At 59.1% G+C, this 20,575-nt stretch carries 19 protein-coding genes and 1 pseudogene; 14 read left to right on the top strand and 6 right to left on the bottom strand.

The window, feature by feature from the left end:
• Nucleotides 1–943: 943 nt before the first annotated feature.
• Complete coding sequence (locus AB5Y95_RS18010; RefSeq protein WP_368161765.1) at nucleotides 944–2,053, top strand: YeeE/YedE thiosulfate transporter family protein; 1,110 nt, start codon at nucleotides 944–946, stop codon at nucleotides 2,051–2,053.
• Nucleotides 2,054–2,149: 96 nt separating this feature from the next.
• Here the strand turns inward: AB5Y95_RS18010 and AB5Y95_RS18005 are convergent, their stop codons facing one another.
• A complete protein-coding gene (locus tag AB5Y95_RS18005) occupies nucleotides 2,150–2,770 on the bottom strand; it encodes a LysE family translocator (RefSeq protein ID WP_368161764.1) in 621 nt (206 codons plus the stop codon).
• Between the two features lie 101 nt (nucleotides 2,771–2,871).
• Here AB5Y95_RS18005 and AB5Y95_RS18000 point away from each other — a divergent pair, with 101 nt between their 5' ends.
• Entirely contained in the window at nucleotides 2,872–3,756 is an 885-nt protein-coding gene (locus AB5Y95_RS18000) for a LysR substrate-binding domain-containing protein (protein WP_368161763.1), read from the top strand.
• 9 nt (nucleotides 3,757–3,765) lie between these two features.
• On the opposite strand, the gene AB5Y95_RS17995 is transcribed toward AB5Y95_RS18000, so the two are convergent.
• Nucleotides 3,766–4,440 (bottom strand): chromophore lyase CpcT/CpeT, encoded by a 675-nt coding sequence (locus AB5Y95_RS17995; RefSeq protein ID WP_338713397.1) that lies wholly within the window; start codon nucleotides 4,438–4,440, stop codon nucleotides 3,766–3,768.
• A 270-nt stretch (nucleotides 4,441–4,710) separates the two neighbouring features.
• Between AB5Y95_RS17995 and AB5Y95_RS17990 the strand changes: the two genes are divergently transcribed.
• The 4 genes from AB5Y95_RS17990 to AB5Y95_RS17975 all read left to right on the top strand — a co-directional run bounded on the left by AB5Y95_RS17990 (nucleotide 4,711) and on the right by AB5Y95_RS17975 (nucleotide 6,998).
• Entirely contained in the window at nucleotides 4,711–5,367 is a 657-nt protein-coding gene (locus AB5Y95_RS17990) for a DUF3313 domain-containing protein (protein WP_368161762.1), read from the top strand.
• Between the two features lie 103 nt (nucleotides 5,368–5,470).
• A complete protein-coding gene (locus AB5Y95_RS17985) occupies nucleotides 5,471–5,833 on the top strand; it encodes a cystatin domain-containing protein (RefSeq protein WP_126880907.1) in 363 nt (120 codons plus the stop codon).
• A 124-nt stretch (nucleotides 5,834–5,957) separates the two neighbouring features.
• Nucleotides 5,958–6,470, top strand: coding sequence for a cupin domain-containing protein (locus AB5Y95_RS17980; RefSeq protein ID WP_336290024.1), 513 nt, complete (start codon nucleotides 5,958–5,960; stop codon nucleotides 6,468–6,470).
• A 78-nt stretch (nucleotides 6,471–6,548) separates the two neighbouring features.
• The gene (locus AB5Y95_RS17975) at nucleotides 6,549–6,998 is read left to right on the top strand and encodes an SRPBCC family protein (protein ID WP_005307686.1); all 450 of its coding nucleotides are present in this window, start codon (nucleotides 6,549–6,551) and stop codon (nucleotides 6,996–6,998) included.
• Between the two features lie 79 nt (nucleotides 6,999–7,077).
• On the opposite strand, the gene AB5Y95_RS17970 is transcribed toward AB5Y95_RS17975, so the two are convergent.
• A complete protein-coding gene (locus tag AB5Y95_RS17970) occupies nucleotides 7,078–7,743 on the bottom strand; it encodes a hypothetical protein (RefSeq protein WP_168968559.1) in 666 nt (221 codons plus the stop codon).
• Nucleotides 7,744–7,934: 191 nt separating this feature from the next.
• Nucleotides 7,935–8,432 (bottom strand): DUF1993 domain-containing protein, encoded by a 498-nt coding sequence (locus AB5Y95_RS17965; protein WP_368161761.1) that lies wholly within the window; start codon nucleotides 8,430–8,432, stop codon nucleotides 7,935–7,937.
• 262 nt (nucleotides 8,433–8,694) lie between these two features.
• On the opposite strand from AB5Y95_RS17965, the gene ydfZ reads away from it, so the two are divergent.
• From ydfZ to AB5Y95_RS17935, 6 genes and pseudogenes are all read left to right on the top strand, one after another.
• Nucleotides 8,695–8,892 carry a putative selenium delivery protein YdfZ gene (gene ydfZ, locus AB5Y95_RS17960; protein ID WP_368161760.1) on the top strand — a complete coding sequence of 66 codons (198 nt, stop codon included), beginning with the start codon at nucleotides 8,695–8,697 and terminating at the stop codon, nucleotides 8,890–8,892.
• A gap of 279 nt (nucleotides 8,893–9,171) precedes the next feature.
• Nucleotides 9,172–9,957 carry a hypothetical protein gene (locus tag AB5Y95_RS17955; RefSeq protein ID WP_368161759.1) on the top strand — a complete coding sequence of 262 codons (786 nt, stop codon included), beginning with the start codon at nucleotides 9,172–9,174 and terminating at the stop codon, nucleotides 9,955–9,957.
• A gap of 149 nt (nucleotides 9,958–10,106) precedes the next feature.
• Nucleotides 10,107–11,000 carry a LysR family transcriptional regulator gene (locus AB5Y95_RS17950; protein ID WP_368161758.1) on the top strand — a complete coding sequence of 298 codons (894 nt, stop codon included), beginning with the start codon at nucleotides 10,107–10,109 and terminating at the stop codon, nucleotides 10,998–11,000.
• A 176-nt stretch (nucleotides 11,001–11,176) separates the two neighbouring features.
• Nucleotides 11,177–11,695 (top strand): annotated as a pseudogene (locus tag AB5Y95_RS17945) (transposase); the annotation flags it as partial.
• A gap of 418 nt (nucleotides 11,696–12,113) precedes the next feature.
• The gene (locus AB5Y95_RS17940; RefSeq protein ID WP_368161757.1) at nucleotides 12,114–12,494 is read left to right on the top strand and encodes a hypothetical protein; all 381 of its coding nucleotides are present in this window, start codon (nucleotides 12,114–12,116) and stop codon (nucleotides 12,492–12,494) included.
• Between the two features lies 1 nt (nucleotide 12,495).
• On the top strand, nucleotides 12,496–13,560 hold the full coding sequence (locus AB5Y95_RS17935) for a beta family protein (RefSeq protein WP_368161756.1): 1,065 nt from the start codon (nucleotides 12,496–12,498) through the stop codon (nucleotides 13,558–13,560).
• Between the two features lie 27 nt (nucleotides 13,561–13,587).
• On the opposite strand, the gene AB5Y95_RS17930 is transcribed toward AB5Y95_RS17935, so the two are convergent.
• On the bottom strand, nucleotides 13,588–14,382 hold the full coding sequence (locus AB5Y95_RS17930; protein WP_368161755.1) for a sce7726 family protein: 795 nt from the start codon (nucleotides 14,380–14,382) through the stop codon (nucleotides 13,588–13,590).
• A gap of 872 nt (nucleotides 14,383–15,254) precedes the next feature.
• The gene (gene uvrD / locus AB5Y95_RS17925; protein ID WP_368161754.1) at nucleotides 15,255–17,426 is read right to left on the bottom strand and encodes a DNA helicase II; all 2,172 of its coding nucleotides are present in this window, start codon (nucleotides 17,424–17,426) and stop codon (nucleotides 15,255–15,257) included.
• 432 nt (nucleotides 17,427–17,858) lie between these two features.
• Here uvrD and AB5Y95_RS17920 point away from each other — a divergent pair, with 432 nt between their 5' ends.
• A complete protein-coding gene (locus AB5Y95_RS17920) occupies nucleotides 17,859–18,857 on the top strand; it encodes a BMP family protein (RefSeq protein ID WP_024943029.1) in 999 nt (332 codons plus the stop codon).
• A gap of 83 nt (nucleotides 18,858–18,940) precedes the next feature.
• Nucleotides 18,941–20,521 (top strand): ABC transporter ATP-binding protein, encoded by a 1,581-nt coding sequence (locus AB5Y95_RS17915; protein ID WP_123247053.1) that lies wholly within the window; start codon nucleotides 18,941–18,943, stop codon nucleotides 20,519–20,521.
• Nucleotides 20,522–20,575 lie beyond the last annotated feature (54 nt).

Here is a 20,575-nt window from a genome sequence, read left to right as displayed (position 1 = left end):
AGCAAGCCGGCCCGACATCTCGAGGGCACGGCTGGTCATCACCGGCGGGCAAATCCGCGCGGCGCGCATTATCGACAGGGCATGAATCGCGACGACGGCGACTCATTGCACAAAAGAAGATCTGGATAACGGCAAGCAACCATAACGGCATGATGGTCGAACAATAACGAGCGGCAGCTCATGGGCCGGTTAAGCAGGGAAACAACCGCACCCCATGAATATATTTCAAAAGCACCAAGGCATATTGTGAAATATATATGGCAGAAACTTTCATTATTTAAATTCGCAACCCGTCCTATCGAAAACAACATTGTTTTCAATACACACGGTCCATCCTGTTATTTCACGCCAGCCTGGCTGACCATGCTCACGAAGAAATCTTCGAGCGGCCATGACGAGCAGACACGTGCCCATTACCAAGGGCTCGCGTGACAAGGCGTGCAATTGCTGGGGCGCGAGGCGGCATGGCTCGCAGAGGGAGTGGAACAATCCGGGGAACAACGCAGATCCCGGCGGGACTGGGTTGCAAGAGTCGGGATGACTCGCTAGATGCCACACTCTGAGCGATCAGAGTGAGGGAGAAGAAGGGATATCAACCTCAGTTCTGATTAGCCCACATCGCGCTGTGCAATCGGCTACAACTGTCGCTGTCCATAATATCCTTCCACCTGTTGATAACACGCCAAGATTCTACCCAGAAATATGGGGTGGCGCAAAATATAAATTCATCTTTCGTCATCAAATTCCAATTCAAGACGGCAGAGATATTAATTATTGCGCGAAAACGGATTCATCCTCATTTCGCTCTGCAAGACAGGGTTAATTGATCTGGATGGGGTTTTGCCCGAATTTTCCGGCCATCCACCGGATCCGGGCTGGAATCGGACCCAATGTGGGAATAGGATGCACGGCTTCCATCCATGACGCACAGGAAACAACAGGCATGAATCGAAAATGGTCGCTCCCCATCGTGGCAATCGCGGGGGGAGCGTTACTCTGGCTCGGCAACACCTTTGGTATGAAATGGGCTCTGATGGCCCTGATCGGATTCGGCTTCGGCTTCACCCTCTCCTTCAGCCGCTTCGGCATCGTGTTCGGTTGGCGCGAGATGCTGACCAAGCGCAACAGCTACTACGTGCGGGTTCACCTGCTCACCATCGCCATCGAAATTCTGCTGTTCACCTGCTTCCTCTCCTTTAGCCACGCCCTGTTTGGCGACGCCATGGTGGGCAACGTGATGGCCATCGGCATTCCCTTCATCGTCGGTGCCTTCCTGTTCGGCATCGGCATGCAGCTGGCGGGCGTCTGCGCCACCGGCACCCTTTACTGCTGCGGCGAGGGGCAACCCCGCTTCTGGCTGGTGCTGCTCTGCTACGGCATCGGCACCCTGATCAGCAACCAGTTCCGCCCCGAGCTGGAGGCCACCTTCTCCAGCCATGTCGTGCTGGCAAAAGACCTGACCGGCAATATCTGGAGCGGCATGCTGCTCAACCTGGCGCTGGTCGCCGCGCTGTTCCTGCTGTTTCGCAAGAGCGAGCTCAAGCGCACCGGTGAGCTCAAGCCCCTCTTCAGCGGCGGCAACCTGTTCTGGCGCGATGGCCGCTTCACCGTGCTGACCGGCGGCATCATCATAGCTCTGCTCAACTCGTCCGTGGTCGCCCTGCACGGCTCGGCCTGGACCATCACTGGCGCCGTCTATGACATGGCGCTGCGCGGTGCCTCCCTGTTCGGTCTGCTCGAGGGCCACCCCAAGCTGGCCCAGCCGCTCTTCATCAACCCCATGGTCGGCATGTTCTGGCTGGGGATCCTGGGGGCCATGCTGGCTCGCTGCATCAGCGGTGGCGGCCAATTCGCCCCGATGCGGCTTGGCAACAGCCTGGCCTCCATCCTCGGCGGCCTGCTGATGGGAATGGGCGCCATGTACAGCGCCTGCAACCTTGGCGGCTTCTTCGACGGCACGGCATCGGGCAGCCTGCACGGCTGGGTCTGGATGTTGATGGCCCTCGCCGGCAGCCTGATCGGCATCCGCCTGCGCCCGCTGTTCAGGCTCTGATAAAACAACGGGATGGCACGGTTAAACGCCATCCCGCCACTATTCCCCTTCCAAGCCGGTTCGCAGATCCCACGCGGCCCCCCAGCCCCTTCTTCTCTATCTCAGTCCTTTAAACAACAGCAACAGGGCAAAACCGGTGAACATCACCGCCGACAACCGGTTGATCCCCCTGGCGAAGCGTTCGCCATAGCCTTGCGCCCCCACCCAGTGAAACACCAGACAGTAGCCGCCATGCACCACCAGCACCACGGCGCTGAAGGTGACTGCCAGCAGCATGCACTGACCCAGAGCCCCGTGTTGAAAGTCGATGAACTGGGGGAACAGGCTGGTGAAGAAGATGATCGCCTTGGGGTTGAGCAGGCTGATGAGCGCCCCCTTGATGAAGCTGCGGCGGCAATCCCGATCCGGCCCGGCCCCCGGCACCGGGCTCACCGCCCGCTGGCGCCAGGAGTTGAGCCCCAGATAGAGCAGATAGAGCGCGCCGCCCAGGGTGAGGATCTGCTGGCCCACGGCCAGCCAGCGGGTGAACCAGAGCACCGCCAGCGAGGCCAGGCTCGCCACCAGCAGGATGCCCACCGCCACCCCGCAAAAGCCGGCGATGGCATGGCGCGCACCCCGGGTCAGGGTGTTGCCTATGGTGTAGATCACGGCGGGCCCCGGGCTCAGCACGGTGCCGATGGCGAGCAGCAGATAGAGGGCGTAATAGTCGAGCGTCATCGAGAGAGATTCCAGCGTGGATTGGCTGCCGCCCAGTATATTGACAGCCGCGACGCCAGCCAGACATAGTGGCGCCGGGCTTTATAAACCAGGAGTTTAGAGTGGACCGCTTGACCGCCATCGAGATCTTCGTCGAGGTTGCCCGGGCGGGCAGTTTCGCCGCCGTGGCGGAGCGCTTCGCGATGACGCCGGCCATGATCGGCAAGTACATCAAGTGGCTGGAGGCCAGGGTCGGCTCCCGCCTGCTCAATCGCAACACCCGTTGCCAGAGCCTGACCGAGGCGGGCCAGGAGTACCTCGCCGGCTGCCAGAGCCTGTTGCAACACTACCGGGAGCTGGAGCAGAACACCCTGGCCAATACCGGCCAGGCGGCGGGCAGGATCCGCATCAACGCCCCCGTCACCTTCGGCAGCTATCGGCTGACGCCGCTGCTGTGCCGCTTCATGGAGCGCTACCCGCAGATCCGCATCGAGCTGGATCTGTCGGATCGGCTGGTGGACGTCATCGGCGACGGCTTCGACCTCATCTTCCGGATCGGCCAGCCCAAGGATGCCGGCTACATCGCCCGGCCACTGACCAGCACGGGCTCGGTGTTCTGCGCATCGCCAGACTATCTGCAACGCCACGGCACTCCCCTCACGCTGGCGGATCTGGCCAGCCACCACTGCCTGGGATTCAGCCCCTGGCTCGGCCAGTCGCGCCTGGCCGAGGCCTTTCCCCTCGAACAGCTGCACCTGTGGGACAGCCCCTTCATCAGCAACCACGGCGGCGCCCTCAAGGTGGCCGCCCTCAACCACGCCGGCATCCTGCTGCAGCCGCGCGCCCTGCTGAGCGAGGAGCTGGCGTGCGGCACCCTGCAGGAGATCCTGGCGGATGCCCTGCCCGCCCCGCGCCCGGTCAACCTGCTCTACCCGGCCAGGGAGCCGCTGCCGCTGCGCCTGCGGTTGCTCATCGACTACCTGATCGAGCTGCGCCACCAGCTGTAGGGCGCAGCCCTACTCGCCGCGCAGCTTCACCCGGCGCAGATAGACATAGCCCTCCCCCGGGCTGCCCCAGCGCTGATGAGCATCGGTGTCGTAGGCCCGATCCAGCAGTCGCACGCTGTGGGGGCCGATCCAGAGGTACTGCACCAGGGTGCTGGCGCCGCCGAAATTGGTGGAGCAGCTGCCCACCTTGCTGTGGCCGGCGTACTCCCCCGACGGCTGGCGAGTCAGCCAGATCTCGCAGCCCTGGCGCAAAGAGAGCTGTTGCGGAGTGAGGGAGTCGAGCAGTTCGGGCCGGCGCCAGGCACCGGCAAAGTCGATGGCTCGCGGCATGGTCAGCTCGGCCATCAGGATGCGGCCATCGGGCACCAGCGAGAAGCGATAGATGCGCTGGCGAAACGGGCGCACCGCCCGCTCGGTCAGGTACTGCTCGGCATAGACCCAGCGAAAGCCCTTGTAGCCGGGCCAGATCTCCACCAACCGCAGCTCGGCGCTGGTAAAGCGGCTGTCGTAGCTGGCCTGCTCGCGGCTGGAGAACTCGCCGGTAAACCAGGAGAGCAGCGGCTCCATGCTGGCAGGCTGCGTCGTGGTGGTGCCGTCAGGGGGCGTGGTGACGAAGGGGTTGGGTGCCGCCCAGGCCAGGCAGGAGAAGAGCAGCCCCCACAGGGCCGCCATCAGGCTGGTCATCGAATCCTTCCGAATCAGTGTCATGGCGGCGATTATATGAGCGAACGGCGTCAATATCCGCAACCTTGATCAAATGATTGCCGATCCGAAACAAAATCATCGTATTGGCGTCATGTCCCGGCAACCGGATAGCCATCGACGCCAGGCTGGACCCTGCCTGAACACCCCGCATTCTGTCCTTGTGGGCGCTCTTTGAATCGGTTATCTCTCTTGCCATGCCCTGTGCAGCGGATGCCAGGGTCGGACAAGCAGCGCAATCAGGAGCAAGAGATGAAGAGAGCCGTAATCGCGGGCATGGTGGCCATTCTGCTGAGTGGCTGCGCGGTGAAGAACCAGGTCTCCCACAGCCTGCAGGCGATCCCGCTGACCGCCTTCCAGCAGAGTGAAAGCAACCCCAACCAGCGCATCTACAAGGAGCCCGGTGCGGATCTGCGCCAGTACCAGCAGGTGCTGCTCGATCCCTTGCAGTTCATCCGCCAGGAGAACGGCCAGTGGTACCTGCTGACCGCCAACGAACAGAACGAGATCGGCCGCTACTACCACGCCACTTTCCAGCGCGAGCTGATAAACCACGGCGTCAGGATTGCCACCGCCCCTGGCCCTGGCGTGCTGCGGGTACAGGCCGCCATCACCAACTTCGACCTGACCCGGCCCGACCCCAAGCTGCGGGATCTGCTGCCCGCCAAGATCGCCATCAACGTCACCCGCGAGGTGATCGGCAAGGAGCCCTATCTGCTCAGGGTGGGCAGCATGGCTCAGCTGCTCGACTCCCAAAGCGGCAAGCTGCTGGTGCGGGTGATGGATGCGCGCGAGAGCCCGGACACCACCCACAAGGAGAGCCCCATCACAGCCGGCGAGATGGCGAAGATGATCGACCAGTGGGCCGCCGGCCGCGCCAAGCAGCTGGCCGACAACCTGGGTCGCTGAACAGGCTGGCCGCCTCCAAAAAGGGGGGCTTTTGGAGCCATGACAGCTGCGTTATCGCCTGAATGTTGATAAGGTCATTACTTTGTTGGCTGGAGGAAAAGATATGAAAAAAGCGCTGTTTCCCATTCTGGTTGCCGGCCTGCTGAGCGCCTGCAGCATGGCTCCACAGCAGCAGGAGTGCGCCCCCATGGCCGGCGGATGGCAGAGTCAGCCGTTGCCGAACGCCGACGCCGAAGCGGCGCTGGCCAGCGTGCTGGCGCGCATGAACACCTCCGCCAGGCTGGAACGCATTCTCGAGGTGCGCAGCCAGGTGGTCTCCGGGATCAACTACGACATCGCCTTCCGGCTCGACAACGGTGAGGTGTGGAATACCCGCGTCTATCGGGATCTCGCCGGCCACTACCAGATGACCCGGCCGGCCGCCCAGGGGGAACTGCCCGCAATGCCTTGCGTCAAGGCCAAGTAGCCCAGACCACCGGGCCCCTCGCCAGAGGGGCTCATCTGACCAGCAAATCTCTGCTGTTCTCCCCGCACTCCGGCAGTCAGGATGACCCTTCCCGTGACCACATCCCCATAGAAAAGGAACCACTATGACCCGTCACCCCAGCATCAAACACTGGCGCGAGCTGCAGGAGCCCGAACCCGGCCGTTACTCCGGCAGCCAGGAGCCACTCTCTCTGGGCAGTGCCCTCGGCAGACACTACGGCTTTGCCCGTCTCGGCATTCACCACGAGCTGTTGCCGCCGGGCCGGCGCACCAGCTGGCCTCACGCCGAGGAGACCGAGGACGAGTTCGTCCACGTGCTGGAAGGCACTCCGGATGTCTGGCTCGACGGCGTGCTCCATCGGCTGCAACCCGGTGACTCGGTCGGCTTCAAGGCGGGAGACGGGCTGGCCCACACCTTCATCAACAATACCGATCAGCCGGTGCGGCTGCTCTGCGTGGGCGACACCGACCGGGCGGACAACCACATCCACTACGCCCTGCACCCTGAGCGCAACCGCTTCATCGGTGAGCGGCACTGGGATACGGTACCCGAGCGCGAGCTGGGGGATCACGACGGCCTGCCCGACCAGCTGCGCGAGCGCAACGGTCCCTTCTAGGCCGCCGCGGCCGGACTCTGGTCGGCAAGCGGACGCAACCGACTATCCTTGATGGACCCAAGGCAACGAGGAAGAGAGATGAAGACAGGAACAGTGCGACTGCATCGGGTGCTCAAGGCGCCGCCGATGCGGATCTACCGGGCCTTTATCGAGGCCGATGCGCTGGCCAAATGGCTGCCCCCCCACGGCTTCACCTGCCAGGTGGAACAGCTGGAGGCCAGGGTCGGCGGCCACTTCCGGATGGCGTTCACCCAGTTCGGCAACGGCCACAGCCACGCCTTTGGCGGCGAATACTTGGAGCTCGAACCGGGCAAGCGCATTCGCTACACCGACAGCTTCGACGACCCCAACCTGCCGGGGGTGATGCACGTGACCGTGATCCTGACCGGGGTGGTGTGCGGCACCGAACTCGTCATCGTGCAGGAGGGGATCCCCGCAGCCATCCCGGTGGAGATGTGCTATCTCGGCTGGCAGGAGTCGTTGGCCCAGCTGGCGGCCCTGGTGGAGCCGGAGATCCCGCCGGGCTGAGTGACACCCACGAAAAAGCCTGCCAGCCGGCAGGCTTTTTTTATTTCTGGCGGCCTGTGCGCCAAACCACCATCCGGGCTCAGCGGCCGGGGGCCTTGTCCAGCGGGAAGGCGAAGAGATCGCGGCGATAGGTCTCGACCACCAGGCTGAACGGCACGCCGTCCCCCCGTGAGAGGATGGCCCTATGCTGCAGCACCCGCTCGGGGATCGCCAGCGGCTGGTCACTGCTGGTGAGAGTGGGCATCTGCATCTCCCAACCGGCCGGCAGGGGTGCCCACAGCAGGGTGGAAGAGAGAGTCCGGCGGCTGAAGTTGAGCGCCTTGACGGCCAGGCCAAACGGGGTATCGCTGGTGTCGAGGAGCCGGTTCATCTCGGGAGTGAGGCGGCTTTGCACGTACCAGTTGTCCGCTTCGGAGAAGACATGATCGCCGCAGGCGAGCTGTACCCGGCGATAGCCGACGGGCTCGTCGGCCGCGATCTTGAGCTGCTCGCGGACGGCGGCGTCGGCCGGTTTGCGGGTATCCTGATCACGCAGGGCGCGGATGCGCGGCTCACCGGCCATCCGGTGGTCGGCGCACCAGTTCTGCAGGGTGACGGTGGCGCTCGGGTTGCTGAGCAAGGTGGCATTGAGGGTCTGCAGCAGCGCCTGCGCCTTGAGACGGGTGACGGGGGTGTCGGGCCAGCTTGCGGCGACGCTTTCCTGCGCCTGCGCGGCGCCATGGCACAGTAAGGCCGCCAGCATTATTACTCGGATCTTCATGTTTCTCTTACCCTTTCTACTTTGACGCCGGATTGTAACCGCGCGAGGGCCGAAGACCACGCCTTTATGCCCAGAGCCGTCGCCGGCGACCATGCAGCTAGATCTGGCTCGCCCTCCGTTCGCGGATAAAAAAAGCCTGCCAGGAGGCAGGCTTTTTCGTTCCTGAATACAGCTTATTACAGCTTGATGGCGCCCAGGTAATCTCCCTTGCCGAGCTCGACCCCGGCCTGGCGCAGCAGGGCATAGGTCATGGTGAGGTGGAAGTAGAAGTTGGGGATGCCGTACTCGTGCACGCAGGTGTGACCGTCCATTCCCTTGCCACCGGCCCAGTAGGGGGTGTAGTGGCCGCTCGCATACTGGCTGAAGTCGGCCTCCAGCTTGCTCTGCAGATAGGTGAGGGTCTTGGCCACATGGGCGCGCAGATCCGCCATGGTCTTAGGGTCATCCCCCAGCACCGGCGGCTCGCTCAGGCTGGCGGTGGCCACCACGGCACGGGCGCTGTCGCAGCAGATCAGCACCTGCTTGGCCAGCGGCAGCATGTCGACGATGAGCCGCTCATTGAAGAAGTTCTCCACGTTGAACTTCTTGGCGGCGGCATGGGCCTCGGCCTTGGCCAGACAGTGGTCGAGGTTGGTCAGCATCTTGATAAACTGGGCGGCGATCTCACGATTCATAATGCGCTCTCGGTTGGTTGAAGGCGGTTGCACGAGCGGCATCCACTATAGCGCATCCCCCCGTTTGTTCGAGCCCGCCCCCGCAAAATGCCGGCCCCGGCCAGTTGCCCAGCGACAGGATTGGACGACCCCTGCGGCTGCCGATATGCCGAGGCCCTCTTTGGCTCTTTTTTGATCTGTGACATGCATCACGCTTTGACAGGGGCGTAGGCTGATTCGCGCAGCCCGGGCATGTCGCCGGGCACCACAAAAGGAGAGTGCCATGAAAATCTATGACCGAAACCGTAATGCGCTCACACCGGGTCAGCGGGTGATGATCGCCGCCACCGGCGCCGTCGACATACTGAAAGAGGCTCACACCGACAACCTGACCCCCTATCAGGCCGAGCACGAGCAGTGCGTGCTGCTGGCCAACTCCCGGGAGCGCTACGCCCTCATCGAGTTGATTAGACTAGGCTGATACCCCGCGTTACCTGTCACCCTACTCTTTACAATTCACCCGGCCGCCGCGCCCCGTCAGTGGCCGGGTTTCTGCTCTCCCTTCCCTATGTTCCCCGTGTCTACGCTGGTTCGAGCAAGGATGCGTCAATCAACCTTGGCCCCTGCGGCTCCGGGCGGCATGATGGCGGCCACCCATGCGATTGATTACCAGCAGTGAATTTTGATATTCATTTGATGCTATTTCAGTGCACTTTCCACCGCCCTAGACTGCTCATCGAACCTTAACGAGGAGTCTTGTATGAAACTCACCCATATTACTTTGCTGGCCGGCACCCTCGCCTCGGCCCTCTCTTTCAGCACCTTCGCCGGTGACCTGGTCTCGGTGCAGTTCAGCGATGGCCGCCCCGCCGTCAGCGGAGTCGAGGCGGTCAATAAAGCGCTCAACCCCATCGGCGTCAACGTGGTCACCGTCGACATCCCCGAGGCCACCAAGCCCCTGCTTGAGGCCTCCCACCGCCGCGCGTTGACCAAAGCGGAGCACGGCGCCCTGATTGCGGCCTTCAACCTGAGTCAGGGGGAGCTGCTGGAGCAGGCCAGGCTGGCAGGGCGCGAGCCCGCAGTACCTGGGGGCGGTGTCGCCACCGAAGAGACAGGCGTCGGCCCCTACCCCAAGGTCTATGACCTGATGGCGCTGGACGAGCGCACCCGCAGCGCCGTGCTCGGCAAATATGGCCGCATGCACGTCAACTCCGCCGAGGACGGCACCGACATCGACGAGGTGATGACGGTGGTCAGCGGTGGGCCGTTCCGCTGGGGCTTTACCCTGCAAGACGGCAGCATCGCCCGCTTCCAGATCGACAAGGTGGGCCTGGAGGACAAGGCCGTGCGGATCAGCTATCACGGGCTGGGCATGCACGCCGGACTGATGGATGCCAAACAGGGGCTGCTGGTGGCCTTCGCCCACGGTCCAAAGGAATTCACCATGCGCTACCAGGCCGACGTGCCCCACGCCCAACTGCTCGGCACCAACCCCTGGGCCGATGTCGGCATCAACCTGCCCCCCGCCCCGGGCAAGGCGCAATAGGCCTCCGCGCGGCACCGGGCGGTCGGGTCAAGGCCCTGCCGCCCTTGTGGTGCCTCTCTGTTACCTGGCGCCCGACAAGCCGGAGACGGTGAATTCACCGCGCCATGATGGCACCATCATTTACCAGTGGTGAATTATCGGGGGGCAGGATGAACAAGATCACGGCGCTGAACGTCTTTCGCCGGGTGGTGGAGATGGGCACCTTCAGGGCGGCGGCAGATGACCTGCACCTCTCACAGGCAGCGGTCAGCAAGAACATCAACGAGCTGGAAGCCTATCTCGGCATTGCGCTGATCAACCGCACCACCAGGCGGCTGAGCATCACCGAAGCCGGCATGACCTATTACCGCCAGATTTGCGCCGTGCTGGACGGCCTGGAAGCCGCCGACCAGTCCATCATGGCCGCCTCCTTCACCCCCAGGGGTCGGCTGAGGATAGGCATGCCCATGTCCTACGGGCTGATCCGGCTCAACCCCCTGGTCTGCGAGTTCCAGCACCGCTATCCGGCGATCGGCATCGAGGTGATCCTGAGCGACGCCTACATGGATCTGGTGGATCAGGGGCTGGACGTGGTGATCCGGGGGGCAGGCACCCTGGAGGACTCCACCCTGCGCGCCAAACCCTTGTGCCAGGTGCAGCGGGTGCTCTGCGCCGCCCCCGACTACCTCCAGGAGGCGGGTCAGCCCGCCCAGCCGGAGGATCTCAAAGAGCACAACTGCCTGCGCTACAGCCTCTCAGCTTCCCCCAACAAGTGGTGCTTTAGCCGGGCAGAGGAGAGCCTGGCGGTGGAGCTGCCCCCCGCCAGCTTCTGCGCCAACAACGGCATCGCCCTCAAACAGGCGGCAGTGCAAGGGCTTGGGGTGATCCTGGTGCCGCACGAGTTCGTGGCAAGCGAGCTGACGGACGGCACCCTGGTCAAACTGCTCCCCGACTGGCAACCCGACGCCCACGCCCTGTTCGCCGTCTACCCCTTCCACAAGGAGCAGTCCCCCAACGTGCGGCTCTTTATCGAATTTATCGTCAAGGCGTTTCAGTTGAGGTAGCCCGACAGGCGGGAGCTTGAGGCATTCACCTGTTGGAACCCGCCTGCATGTAGGTTCGATTAGCGAAGCGTAATCGGACGATCGCGTAATGGAACATCCGCGTCATCATGGCCTGCAAGCAGATCGAAGTGAGGCAAGGCTATGCTTGGCATTTCGGCCGAGGCGAGCGGAAGGGTATGGCCAACTGGCGGCGGGCATGGTGGCCCGGAGGAACCTGGTTCTTTACCGTCAACCTGCTGGAGCGGCGCAACAACCGGCTGCTGGTGGAGCAGATCGACCTGCTGCGTCACAGCGTTGCCAAGGTGCAACAGGCTCACCCCTTTGCCATTCACGCCTGGGTGGTGTTGCCCGACCATCTCCACTGCATTCTCTCTTTGCCGGAAGGGGACACCGATTTCCCCCTGCGTTGGCGGCTGATCAAAAGCCAATTTTCCCGCGCCTTGCCGGTGACCGAGCGGCGCAGCCAGACCCGGTTACGCCACGGGGAGCGGGGCATCTGGCAGCGCCACTATTGGGAACACCTGATCCGGGATGAGCAGGATTACCGCCGCCATATGGATTACGTCCATATCAACCCGCTCAAGCATGGTCATGTCATGCGGGTGGCCGATTGGCCGTATTCCACCTTCCATCGTTACGTGGCGAGCGGCGTTTATCCGCCGGATTGGTGCGGGTCGGTGGATGGGGGGATTGGAGTAAACCTCTCAAGGGTTAAACGTCCGATTACGCGATCGTTCGATTACGCTTCGCTAATCGAACCTACGGCCCTGGTCAGCAGCGCCAGCGACGTTTTTCGCAAAAACCAGCGCCCCATCCGGCGCAGTGTCGGCATCCATGTAGACATCAACGACTCCCATCTGGTGACGGGGCAGTATGCCGTCCCTATCAGCCTCCTCAAAGCAACATCTTCGGACACCCACCTCTGGGTGACGACACGGGTAACCCACCAGACAAGGCCCACCTCAATCCTAGATTTCCGGATAGTCTTCTTTCAGGCCATATTAAGGCTTCAATCAAGGCTGACATGGATGTACACTAACGACAATTTATGTCGTGGTAGTCATATATCTATTGCTCTTTTTAGGAATATATCAGGTTACAGCGAGTCATAAGATGATAAATCATATTTATGGGATTATTGGTATCGTCGGCACTTTGGTTACAATTGTGACGAGCTTCATCAGAAATCAAGACATATCTCAATGGCTTCTTGTATGCTCAGGTTGGCTTGCTGCTTTAATAATTGGATGGTTCACGCATAAAACAATAAAGCTCTTAAGCAGAGATCATAAAGAAGTAGTAATTAGTAATGATGCCGTTAAACAAAACCTTATAGATCGCAATCAAAATTTAACCACAGAGCTTGCACATGCCTTAGAGCAAAAAGAGAAAATGGAAGGAATCGCAGCTTATTTAGCTACACAAAACTCTCAGGTTATCGCTATGCCTAGAGCTATTGTAAGGCAAGAAAACACTGAATCAGGAGGAAACTAAAATGAGTATTAATTTTGATGATTATTCATATTATCCTGCATTAAGAACGCGCGCTGCAGAAATTCTTGGGTTGAATAAATTGACTCATGATAAAAAAGAAAAAATTCTTCCATTAGTAACTTTAGGTAAGTGGCCTAGGGCTGATGAAATTCAAGTATCTCTCGATAAAACCCTGGAGGCAATGAATGGTTTACCTTTCATCCTCGATGTTACTCAAGAGAACAAACATCACTGTGCTTCAAGTTTAGAGCTTCTATCTTCTGAAAATAACTTCAGTAACTGGATATCTTTTTGCTCTCGCAATGATGCTATTATCCCTGTTGTTCAGATGCCAGAATCTGCCAGACTTAGAGATGTAGTTCAACAGGCAAGAACCCTTGAAAGAGAAAAAGGGGCGATTGCATTTCGCATTAAAAACCTTAATACAGATATTAATAAAACGATTGCATCTCTAGTCTCTTTAGATTCGCCAGAAAGTGCCATTATATTTATTGATTTAGGTTATATAAGAGGGCATATATCAGCAATGACCTCAGCAGCAATAAATGCGATAAACCAAATAAGAACAGAACTTCCAGAAGCCATAATAAGTGTTTTGCCAACCAGTTTCCCAAGTTCTGTCGCGAATTTTTCTGGTGAGAATGGGCAATTTGGATATATAGATATAATGGAAAGAGAGTTCCACCAGGCTATTGGAGGGAGAAGTGTATCAATATATGGAGATCACAGTTCAATCCACTCTGTTGTCTATGACGATGTTGGTGGACGTTATGTGCCTCGAATCGACGTGGCATTAGATGACGCTTGGTTTTTTGAGAGAAGGCCAGGTCTTGATAGCAAAGGATATATTGAAGCAGCAAAAGCAATTTTGAAAAGATATCCAGATTATTTGGATGATGAATCTTGGGGGGCCCAAATGATCAGAAATGCTGCATCTGGTGACATTGCCGGTATGGGCAGTCCTGCAAAATGGATATCGGTACGTGTAAATCTACACATAACAAAGCAAATTGAATTATCAGAAGCACTGAAAACTGCCTACGATCCTGAAGAGGAATTTTTCTGAGGTTAGAAGGGAGGGGAACCTCCCTTATTACTTTATGACTCTTTTCAAGACTTTAATGGGTTGAGTATTACCGACCTCTCCATGTTTTCTCATAAAATTTTCAATATTCGCCGTATAGAATTCATTTGATGCGTCTATCTTTATACTTCCAGAAGCATTCAGTTTATTGTGTTCCCGCCTCAACTTAGCTTTGCTCAATAAATTCAAATCAGTCTCACTAGAAAAACTAGTATCAACCAACTTCTTCAAGAAATTACTAGATGTTTCTTTATAACGATTTTTAAGCGCGTTCAACGTGAAGCTTCTAATTCTTGATAATGAAAACTGATAAGCCATATCTTCTAGTGACTCACGACTAGTTTCAAACGGAAGCTGACTCCCATTCTCAACGAGAAATGTTTGCAACTCTTTTTTCAGCAGAAAATTAAGATAAATACTTTTATTTCTTAGAATTGATGTCCGTCCACGCTGAACGATTTTAAACCGAACACCATTGTTAGTATTTGAATATTCAATAACGCCTATATCAGAAGCTACTTTTTTTGTGACTTCGTAAGTAAATTTTGGAGCACAAACAACAGTAACTTTCTCAAAACGAGAAACAAATGTTTCTAATTGGCCGTCTAGTCGCTTAAGAGAATCAAAGTCACTTTTAATTTCAAATGCTTGGAGGTGGCCGTTGGCCACGGCCAAGTCGGCACGACGGCTCCAATCAGCCACAACCATTTCATTAATAAGAGTAGCATTCTCTAATAAGCCCTTCTTAAATAGCCAATCAATAAGGGCAATTTTAACTTCCTGCTCTCGCAATAAAACTGACATGATTTCGCCACACCCTTTAAACTTTAAACGTAGTATAGCAAGATATTTCAATATAATCCACTCATGTATCGCATACATATTTAAATATGCATTTTTTAGAATGGTGCAATCAATATCAAAAATGAAATATATATTTGAATTTCGATATACGAATCACATAGTTAAACATTTATTATATGTACTGTGAGTTTATTTACAAACTAGAATCAAATAATAGCAACACATACTTCAGACAATGTTATTAACAACCCAAGTCACAGATGGGCACGGTTTTGATCCCCCTCCAATCCGCCGAGGGTCAGGGGCAACGTCAGGGACGCCATCAGGGATGATGGCGTAGCCGCAGCCGGCACAGGGATGTGCCGTCTGCGGCGGCCCGTCCGACGTTGGCTCTGGACCGAGGGCACTGGCGAAGCCAGCGGATTGGCGGGGGTGGCCTTTCTTTTGGTGACTTTTCTTTGGCCACGCAAAGAAAAGTCACTCGCCCAAGCCCGAAGGGCGGGCGAAATCCCGTCGAGGGCACGGCCCTCGCGTCCTGCACGGCGCCAGCCGTGCCAAGATCCAAAGCCATTTCCGAACCCCCTCATCCCCAACCCTTCTCCCACAAGGGGAGAAGGGAGCGAAGACGATCACGGGAACAGGCCCCTCCCCCGCAAGGGGAGAAGGGAGCAAAGGCGATCTCGGGAACAGGCCCCTCCCCACAAGGGGAGAAGGGAGCAAGACGATCTCGAGAACAAGCCCCTCTCCCACAAGGGGAGAAGGGAGCAAAGACGATCACGGGAACTGGCCCCTCTCCCGCCATGAGAGAAGGAGGCAAAGACTATCTCGGGGGTGATCCCCTCTCCCGTTGGGAGAGGGTCAGGGTGAGGGGATTAGAGCGCCTCCAATCTGGCATACGCCGTCACCAGCCACTTGGCGCCGACGTCATCGAACTGGATCTGCACCCGGCTCTGCTGGCCGACTCCTTCGAAGTTGAGCACGATTCCTTCGCCGAATTTTGGATGGAGCACCCGCTGGCCAAGCTTGATGCCGCTGGCGTCGAAGCTCTGCTGCACCTCGTTCTGGCTGAAACGGCCGTACTGGGTGGGGCGGCTGACCTGAGTGCGCAGCCGGATCTCTTCCAGGCACTCGGCGGGCATTTCGCGGATAAAGCGGCTCGGCTTGTGAAACATCTCGCGGCCGTAGATGCGGCGGCTCTCGGCATAACAGATGTAGAGCTTCTCCATGGCGCGGGTCATGCCGACGTAACAGAGGCGGCGCTCCTCTTCCAGCCGCCCCGACTCCTCGGTCGATTGCTGGCTGGGGAACATGCCCTCTTCGACGCCGACCAACAGCACCAGCGGGAACTCCAGCCCCTTGGCGCTGTGCAATGTCATCAGCTGCACCGCGTCGGCATATTCGTCCGCCTGATTCTCGCCGGACTCCAGCGCCGCGTGGGCGAGGAAGGCGGAGAGATCGCTCATGTCCTCCAGCTCGTCCGGGCGCTGGTACTGGCGGCAGGCGGTGACCAGTTCGTCCAGGTTCTCTACCCGCGCCTGGGATTTCTCGCCCTTCTCCGCCAGATACATCGCCTTGAGGCCGGAGTTCTGGATGGCGATATCCGCCTGCTGGTGCAGCGGCAGCAGGGAGACCTGCTCCTCCAGCGCGTCGATCAGCTCGACAAAGCCGCGCACCGCGTTGCCGGCGCGACCGGTCAGCACCTTGTCATTGAGCAGGGTCTTGGCGGACTGCCACAGGTTCTGGCCCTGATCCCGGGCGTTATTGCGCAGTATCTCCAGGGTGCGATCGCCGATGCCGCGGGTCGGGGTGTTGACCACCCGCTCGAAGCTGGCGTCATCGCCTCTGTTGTTGATAAGACGCAAATAGGCCATGGCGTCTTTGATCTCCTGGCGCTCGAAGAAGCGCAGGCCGCCGTAGATGCGGTAGGGCATGGCGTCCTGCATCAGCGCCTCTTCCAGCACCCGTGACTGGGCGTTGGAGCGATAGAGGATGGCGCAGTCGGCCAAGAGGCCGCCCTTCTCTTTCCAGTCCTTGAGACGGCCGACCACGAAGCGGGCCTCGTCCACCTCGTTGAAGGCGGCATAGAGCGAAATCGGCTCGCCCTCGGCGCCCTCGGTCCACAGCTCCTTGCCAAGGCGCTCGGCGTTGTTGGCAATAACGCAGTTGGCGGCTTTGAGGATATTGGCGGTGGAGCGGTAGTTCTGCTCGAGGCGGATGGTCTCGGCCCCCTGATAGTCGGTCAGGAAGCGCTGGATGTTCTCGATCTTGGCGCCACGCCAGCCGTAGATGGACTGGTCATCGTCACCGACGATCATCACCTTGCCGGTGTCGCCGGCCAGCATCCGCAGCCAGGCGTACTGGATGCCGTTGGTATCTTGGAACTCGTCCACCAGGATGTTCTGGAAGCGGTCGCGGTAGTGCTCGAGGATGTGGGGCTTGTTCAGCCACAGCTCGTGGGCGCGCAGCAGGAGTTCGGCAAAATCCACCAGACCGGAGCGATCGCAGGTCTCCTGATAGGTCTTGTAGATCTGCTGATAGGTGCGGGTGACGGGGTCGCCGTAGAGATCGATGTCGCCGGGGCGCAGCCCCTCGTCCTTCTTGCCGTTGATGTAGCCCATCACGGCACGCGGGGCCCAGTGCTTCTCGTCGAGGTTGAGCGCCTTGAGCACCCGGCGAATGAGGCGGTACTGATCGTCGGAGTCGAGGATCTGGAAGTCCTGCGGCAAGCCCGCATCCAGATGGTGGGCCCGCAGCAGGCGGTGGGCGATGCCGTGGAAGGTGCCGATCCACATGCCGCGCACGCCGTCGCCAATCACCTTCTCGACCCGGCCGCGCATCTCGGCCGCCGCCTTGTTGGTAAAGGTCACCGCGATGATGGAGAAGGGTGAACAGCGTTCCACCTGCATCAGCCAGGCGATACGGTGCACCAGCACCCGGGTCTTGCCCGAACCGGCACCGGCCAGTACCAGCAGGTTGCAACGGGGGGCCGCCACCGCGTCTCTTTGCTTGTCATTGAGCCCGTCGAGCAGGGTTGAAACGTCCATCACCACTCCTGTTTATTTATACAGGCGGGGATTATACGACCTGCGGCGCCACAGACCAAATCGGCGTAGGGGTGATCACCACGGCCCGGTTTCTTGTCACCCCGGTCGAGGCGTTCCAACCGAGAAAAATCCATCAGTTGGCACCATTGGAAGCCCCTTTTTAGCCGATTTCAGGAAAACGCTTGCTTATAACCTCATGAATAAAAACAGAAATGTCATTTGGAGCCAATTACTCACAGAATTTAAATCTGAAAACAGGCATCAAAACAACAACTTATAAAGTCATTTGCTTATATTTCAAACCGTTAACGCAAACGTTTTTCCTTTATGATCTCCTTGACCCGTACCACGGCTCACTTACAGTTAGCCGGCGTGCTTTATGGCCTGCCCCGGCAGGTTGTGGACCCTCACATAACAATCAAGGATACGATCGTGACTAAAGTGCTCAAGCTGGCCACCGTTGCCGCCCTCACTCTCGCTGCCCTTTCTGCCCAGGCAGCCTCCCAGCCCGCCGTCATCTACGACACCGCAGGCAAATTCGACAAATCGTTCAACGAAGCCGTGTTCCGCAATGGCGTCGAAGTCTACAACAAGGACAAAGGCGTCAAGGTCAAGGAGTTCGAACCCCAGAACGAAGCCCAGCGTGAGCAGGGTCTGCGTCGTCTGGCCAGCCGTGGCAATGGCCCGATCGTGGCCGTCGGCTTCAACATGGGTTCCGCGGTAGAAAAGGTCGCGACCGAATTCCCGAAAACCCAGTTCACCATCATCGACATGGTGGTCGACAAGCCGAACGTCCAGTCCGTCATCTTCAAGGAGCATGAAGGTTCCTTCCTGGTGGGCGCGCTGGCGGCCATCGCCTCCAAGAGCGGCAAGGTCGGCTTCGTGGGCGGCATGGACATCCCGCTGATCCGCAAATTCGAGTGCGGCTACGAGCAGGGCGCCAAGTACGTCAATCCGAAGATCGAAGTGTTCCAGAACATGACCGGCTCCACCCCGGCGGCGTTTGCTGACCCGGCCAAGGGTGCTGAACTGGCCAAGTCCCAGTTCGCCAAGGGCGCCGATGTTGTCTATGCCGCCGCCGGCGGTACCGGCATCGGTGTCTACCAGGCCGCCAAGGACGAAGGCAAACTGGCCATCGGCGTGGACTCCAACCAGAACCACCTGCAACCGGGCACCATGCTGACCTCCATGGTCAAGTCGGTGGGCCTGGCCGCCTACCAGACCTGGGATGACGCCGCCAAGGGCACCTGGAAACCGGGTATCAAGAACCTGGGTCTGGCCGAGGGTGGGGTGGATTGGGCACTCGACAAAGACAACGAGAAGCTGATCACCCCCGAGATGAAAGCCAAGGTGGAGGCCATCAAGGCCGAGATCATCTCCGGCAAGGTCAAGGTGCACGACTATATGAGCGACAGCACCTGCAAATACTGAGTAACCGCTACTACTCTCAACCCAACGACCGGCCCGCACGGGCCGGTTTTTAGTCTCTTTTCATGACCCGCAAGGACTGCATCATGGACCAGACAGATCGCTATGCCATCGAATTAAGGGGTATCGATAAGCGGTTTGGCGAAGTGTACGCCAACAAGCAGATCGACCTTAAGGTTCGTAAAGGCAGCATTCACGGCATCGTCGGCGAAAATGGCGCCGGCAAGTCGACCCTGATGAGCATCATCTACGGTTTCTACCACGCCGACAAAGGCGAGATGTTCATCGACGGCAACCCCTTCAAACCCCATGGCTCACAAGATGCGATCGCCGCAGGCGTGGGCATGGTGCACCAGCACTTCATGCTGGTGAACAACTTCACCGTATTGGAAAACGTCATTCTCGGCGCGGAAAACGGCTGGCACCTGGGCCAGAGCCTGGCGGCGGCCGAAAAGCTGCTGGGCGAGCTGGCACGGGACTATGGCCTCGAAGTACCGCTGCACGAGAAGGTCGAAGATCTTCCGGTGGGCCTGCAACAGCGGGTCGAGATCCTCAAGGCGCTCTATCGCGGCGCCCGCATCCTGATCCTGGACGAGCCGACCGGGGTACTGACCCCGCAAGAGGCGGATCACCTGTTCGAGGTGCTCAAGAAGCTGCGCGATCAGGGTGCCACCATCATCCTCATCACCCACAAGCTGCGCGAGATCCTGGCCATCACGGATCAGGTCTCCATCATGCGCCGGGGTGAAATGGTGGCCCACGTCGCCACCAGGGATACCGACAAGGAGCAGCTGGCCGAACTCATGGTGGGCCGCAAGGTGCGCCTCAAGGTCGACAAGGGGCCGACCCAGCCTGGCGACGCCAAGCTCAAGGTCAATGGCCTCAGCTATGTGGACGATGCCAGGGTAGAGCGGGTCAAATCCGTCAGCTTCGAGGTGCGGGCCGGTGAAGTGGTCGGCATCGCCGGCGTCTCCGGCAACGGCCAGTCCGAGCTGCTCAGCCTGCTCGGCGGCATCCTCAAGCCGAGCAAGGGCAGCTTCACCATCACCGGCAACGGTCAGGCCCACGAGGTGAGCGTGAGCCACCCGGCCGACCCGGAGCGGGTGCGCAACTTCGGTCTCGGCCACGTGCCGGAAGACAGACACAAGATGGGGCTGATCAACCGCTTCGAGGCGAAAGAGGCCTTCATCCTCGGTTATCACCGCCGCCCCCAGTACAACAAGGGCTGGCTGCAGAACAAGGAGGCGATCCTGCAGGATTGCCAGGCCAAGATGGACAAGTGGGACGTGCGCCCGCCCCACCCCGAGCACAAGACCGCCAACTTCTCCGGCGGCAACCAGCAGAAGCTGGTGATCGCCCGGGAAGTGGAGCAGGACCCGGACGTGCTGCTGATCGGTCAGCCGACCCGCGGGGTCGACATCGGCGCCATCGAGTACATCCACCAGCAGATCATTGCCATGCGCGACAAGGGCAAGGCGGTGCTGCTGGTATCGGTGGAGCTGGACGAGATCATGAGCCTCTCTGACCGCATTCTGGTCATCGCCGACGGTCGCATCGTCGGTGAGCTGGATGCCGCCAAGGCGGATGAACGCACTATCGGTCTGATGATGGCGAACATAGTTCCTGACGAGGTGGCGGCCAGCCAATCACAAGGAGCCACATCATGAAGGTCACAGCCACTTGTAACGGATTCGGCCTGCTGATGGTCAACACTCCCGTCT

The sequence above is a fragment of the Aeromonas sp. R5-3 genome, assembly GCF_040908225.1.
In the GTDB taxonomy this organism is placed as follows: Bacteria; Pseudomonadota; Gammaproteobacteria; order Enterobacterales; family Aeromonadaceae; genus Aeromonas; species Aeromonas dhakensis.
The sequence above is the reverse complement of the archived record's forward strand: the minus strand, read 5'-3'. Positions and strand labels throughout refer to the sequence as shown.

Coding starts and splice junctions, on each gene's coding strand:
- AB5Y95_RS17940 (WP_368161757.1), top strand. CDS start 12,114: ATGATAAATCATATTTATGGGATTATTGGTATCGTCGGCACTTTGGTT.
- AB5Y95_RS17980 (WP_336290024.1), top strand. CDS start 5,958: ATGACCCGTCACCCCAGCATCAAACACTGGCGCGAGCTGCAGGAGCCC.
- AB5Y95_RS17950 (WP_368161758.1), top strand. CDS start 10,107: ATGAACAAGATCACGGCGCTGAACGTCTTTCGCCGGGTGGTGGAGATG.
- AB5Y95_RS17975 (WP_005307686.1), top strand. CDS start 6,549: ATGAAGACAGGAACAGTGCGACTGCATCGGGTGCTCAAGGCGCCGCCG.
- AB5Y95_RS17990 (WP_368161762.1), top strand. CDS start 4,711: ATGAAGAGAGCCGTAATCGCGGGCATGGTGGCCATTCTGCTGAGTGGC.
- AB5Y95_RS17915 (WP_123247053.1), top strand. CDS start 18,941: ATGGACCAGACAGATCGCTATGCCATCGAATTAAGGGGTATCGATAAG.
- AB5Y95_RS17985 (WP_126880907.1), top strand. CDS start 5,471: ATGAAAAAAGCGCTGTTTCCCATTCTGGTTGCCGGCCTGCTGAGCGCC.
- ydfZ (WP_368161760.1), top strand. CDS start 8,695: ATGAAAATCTATGACCGAAACCGTAATGCGCTCACACCGGGTCAGCGG.
- AB5Y95_RS18010 (WP_368161765.1), top strand. CDS start 944: ATGAATCGAAAATGGTCGCTCCCCATCGTGGCAATCGCGGGGGGAGCG.
- AB5Y95_RS17935 (WP_368161756.1), top strand. CDS start 12,496: ATGAGTATTAATTTTGATGATTATTCATATTATCCTGCATTAAGAACG.
- AB5Y95_RS17995 (WP_338713397.1), bottom strand. CDS start 4,440: ATGACCAGCCTGATGGCGGCCCTGTGGGGGCTGCTCTTCTCCTGCCTG.
- AB5Y95_RS17965 (WP_368161761.1), bottom strand. CDS start 8,432: ATGAATCGTGAGATCGCCGCCCAGTTTATCAAGATGCTGACCAACCTC.
- AB5Y95_RS17930 (WP_368161755.1), bottom strand. CDS start 14,382: ATGTCAGTTTTATTGCGAGAGCAGGAAGTTAAAATTGCCCTTATTGAT.
- AB5Y95_RS18005 (WP_368161764.1), bottom strand. CDS start 2,770: ATGACGCTCGACTATTACGCCCTCTATCTGCTGCTCGCCATCGGCACC.
- uvrD (WP_368161754.1), bottom strand. CDS start 17,426: ATGGACGTTTCAACCCTGCTCGACGGGCTCAATGACAAGCAAAGAGAC.
- AB5Y95_RS17955 (WP_368161759.1), top strand. CDS start 9,172: ATGAAACTCACCCATATTACTTTGCTGGCCGGCACCCTCGCCTCGGCC.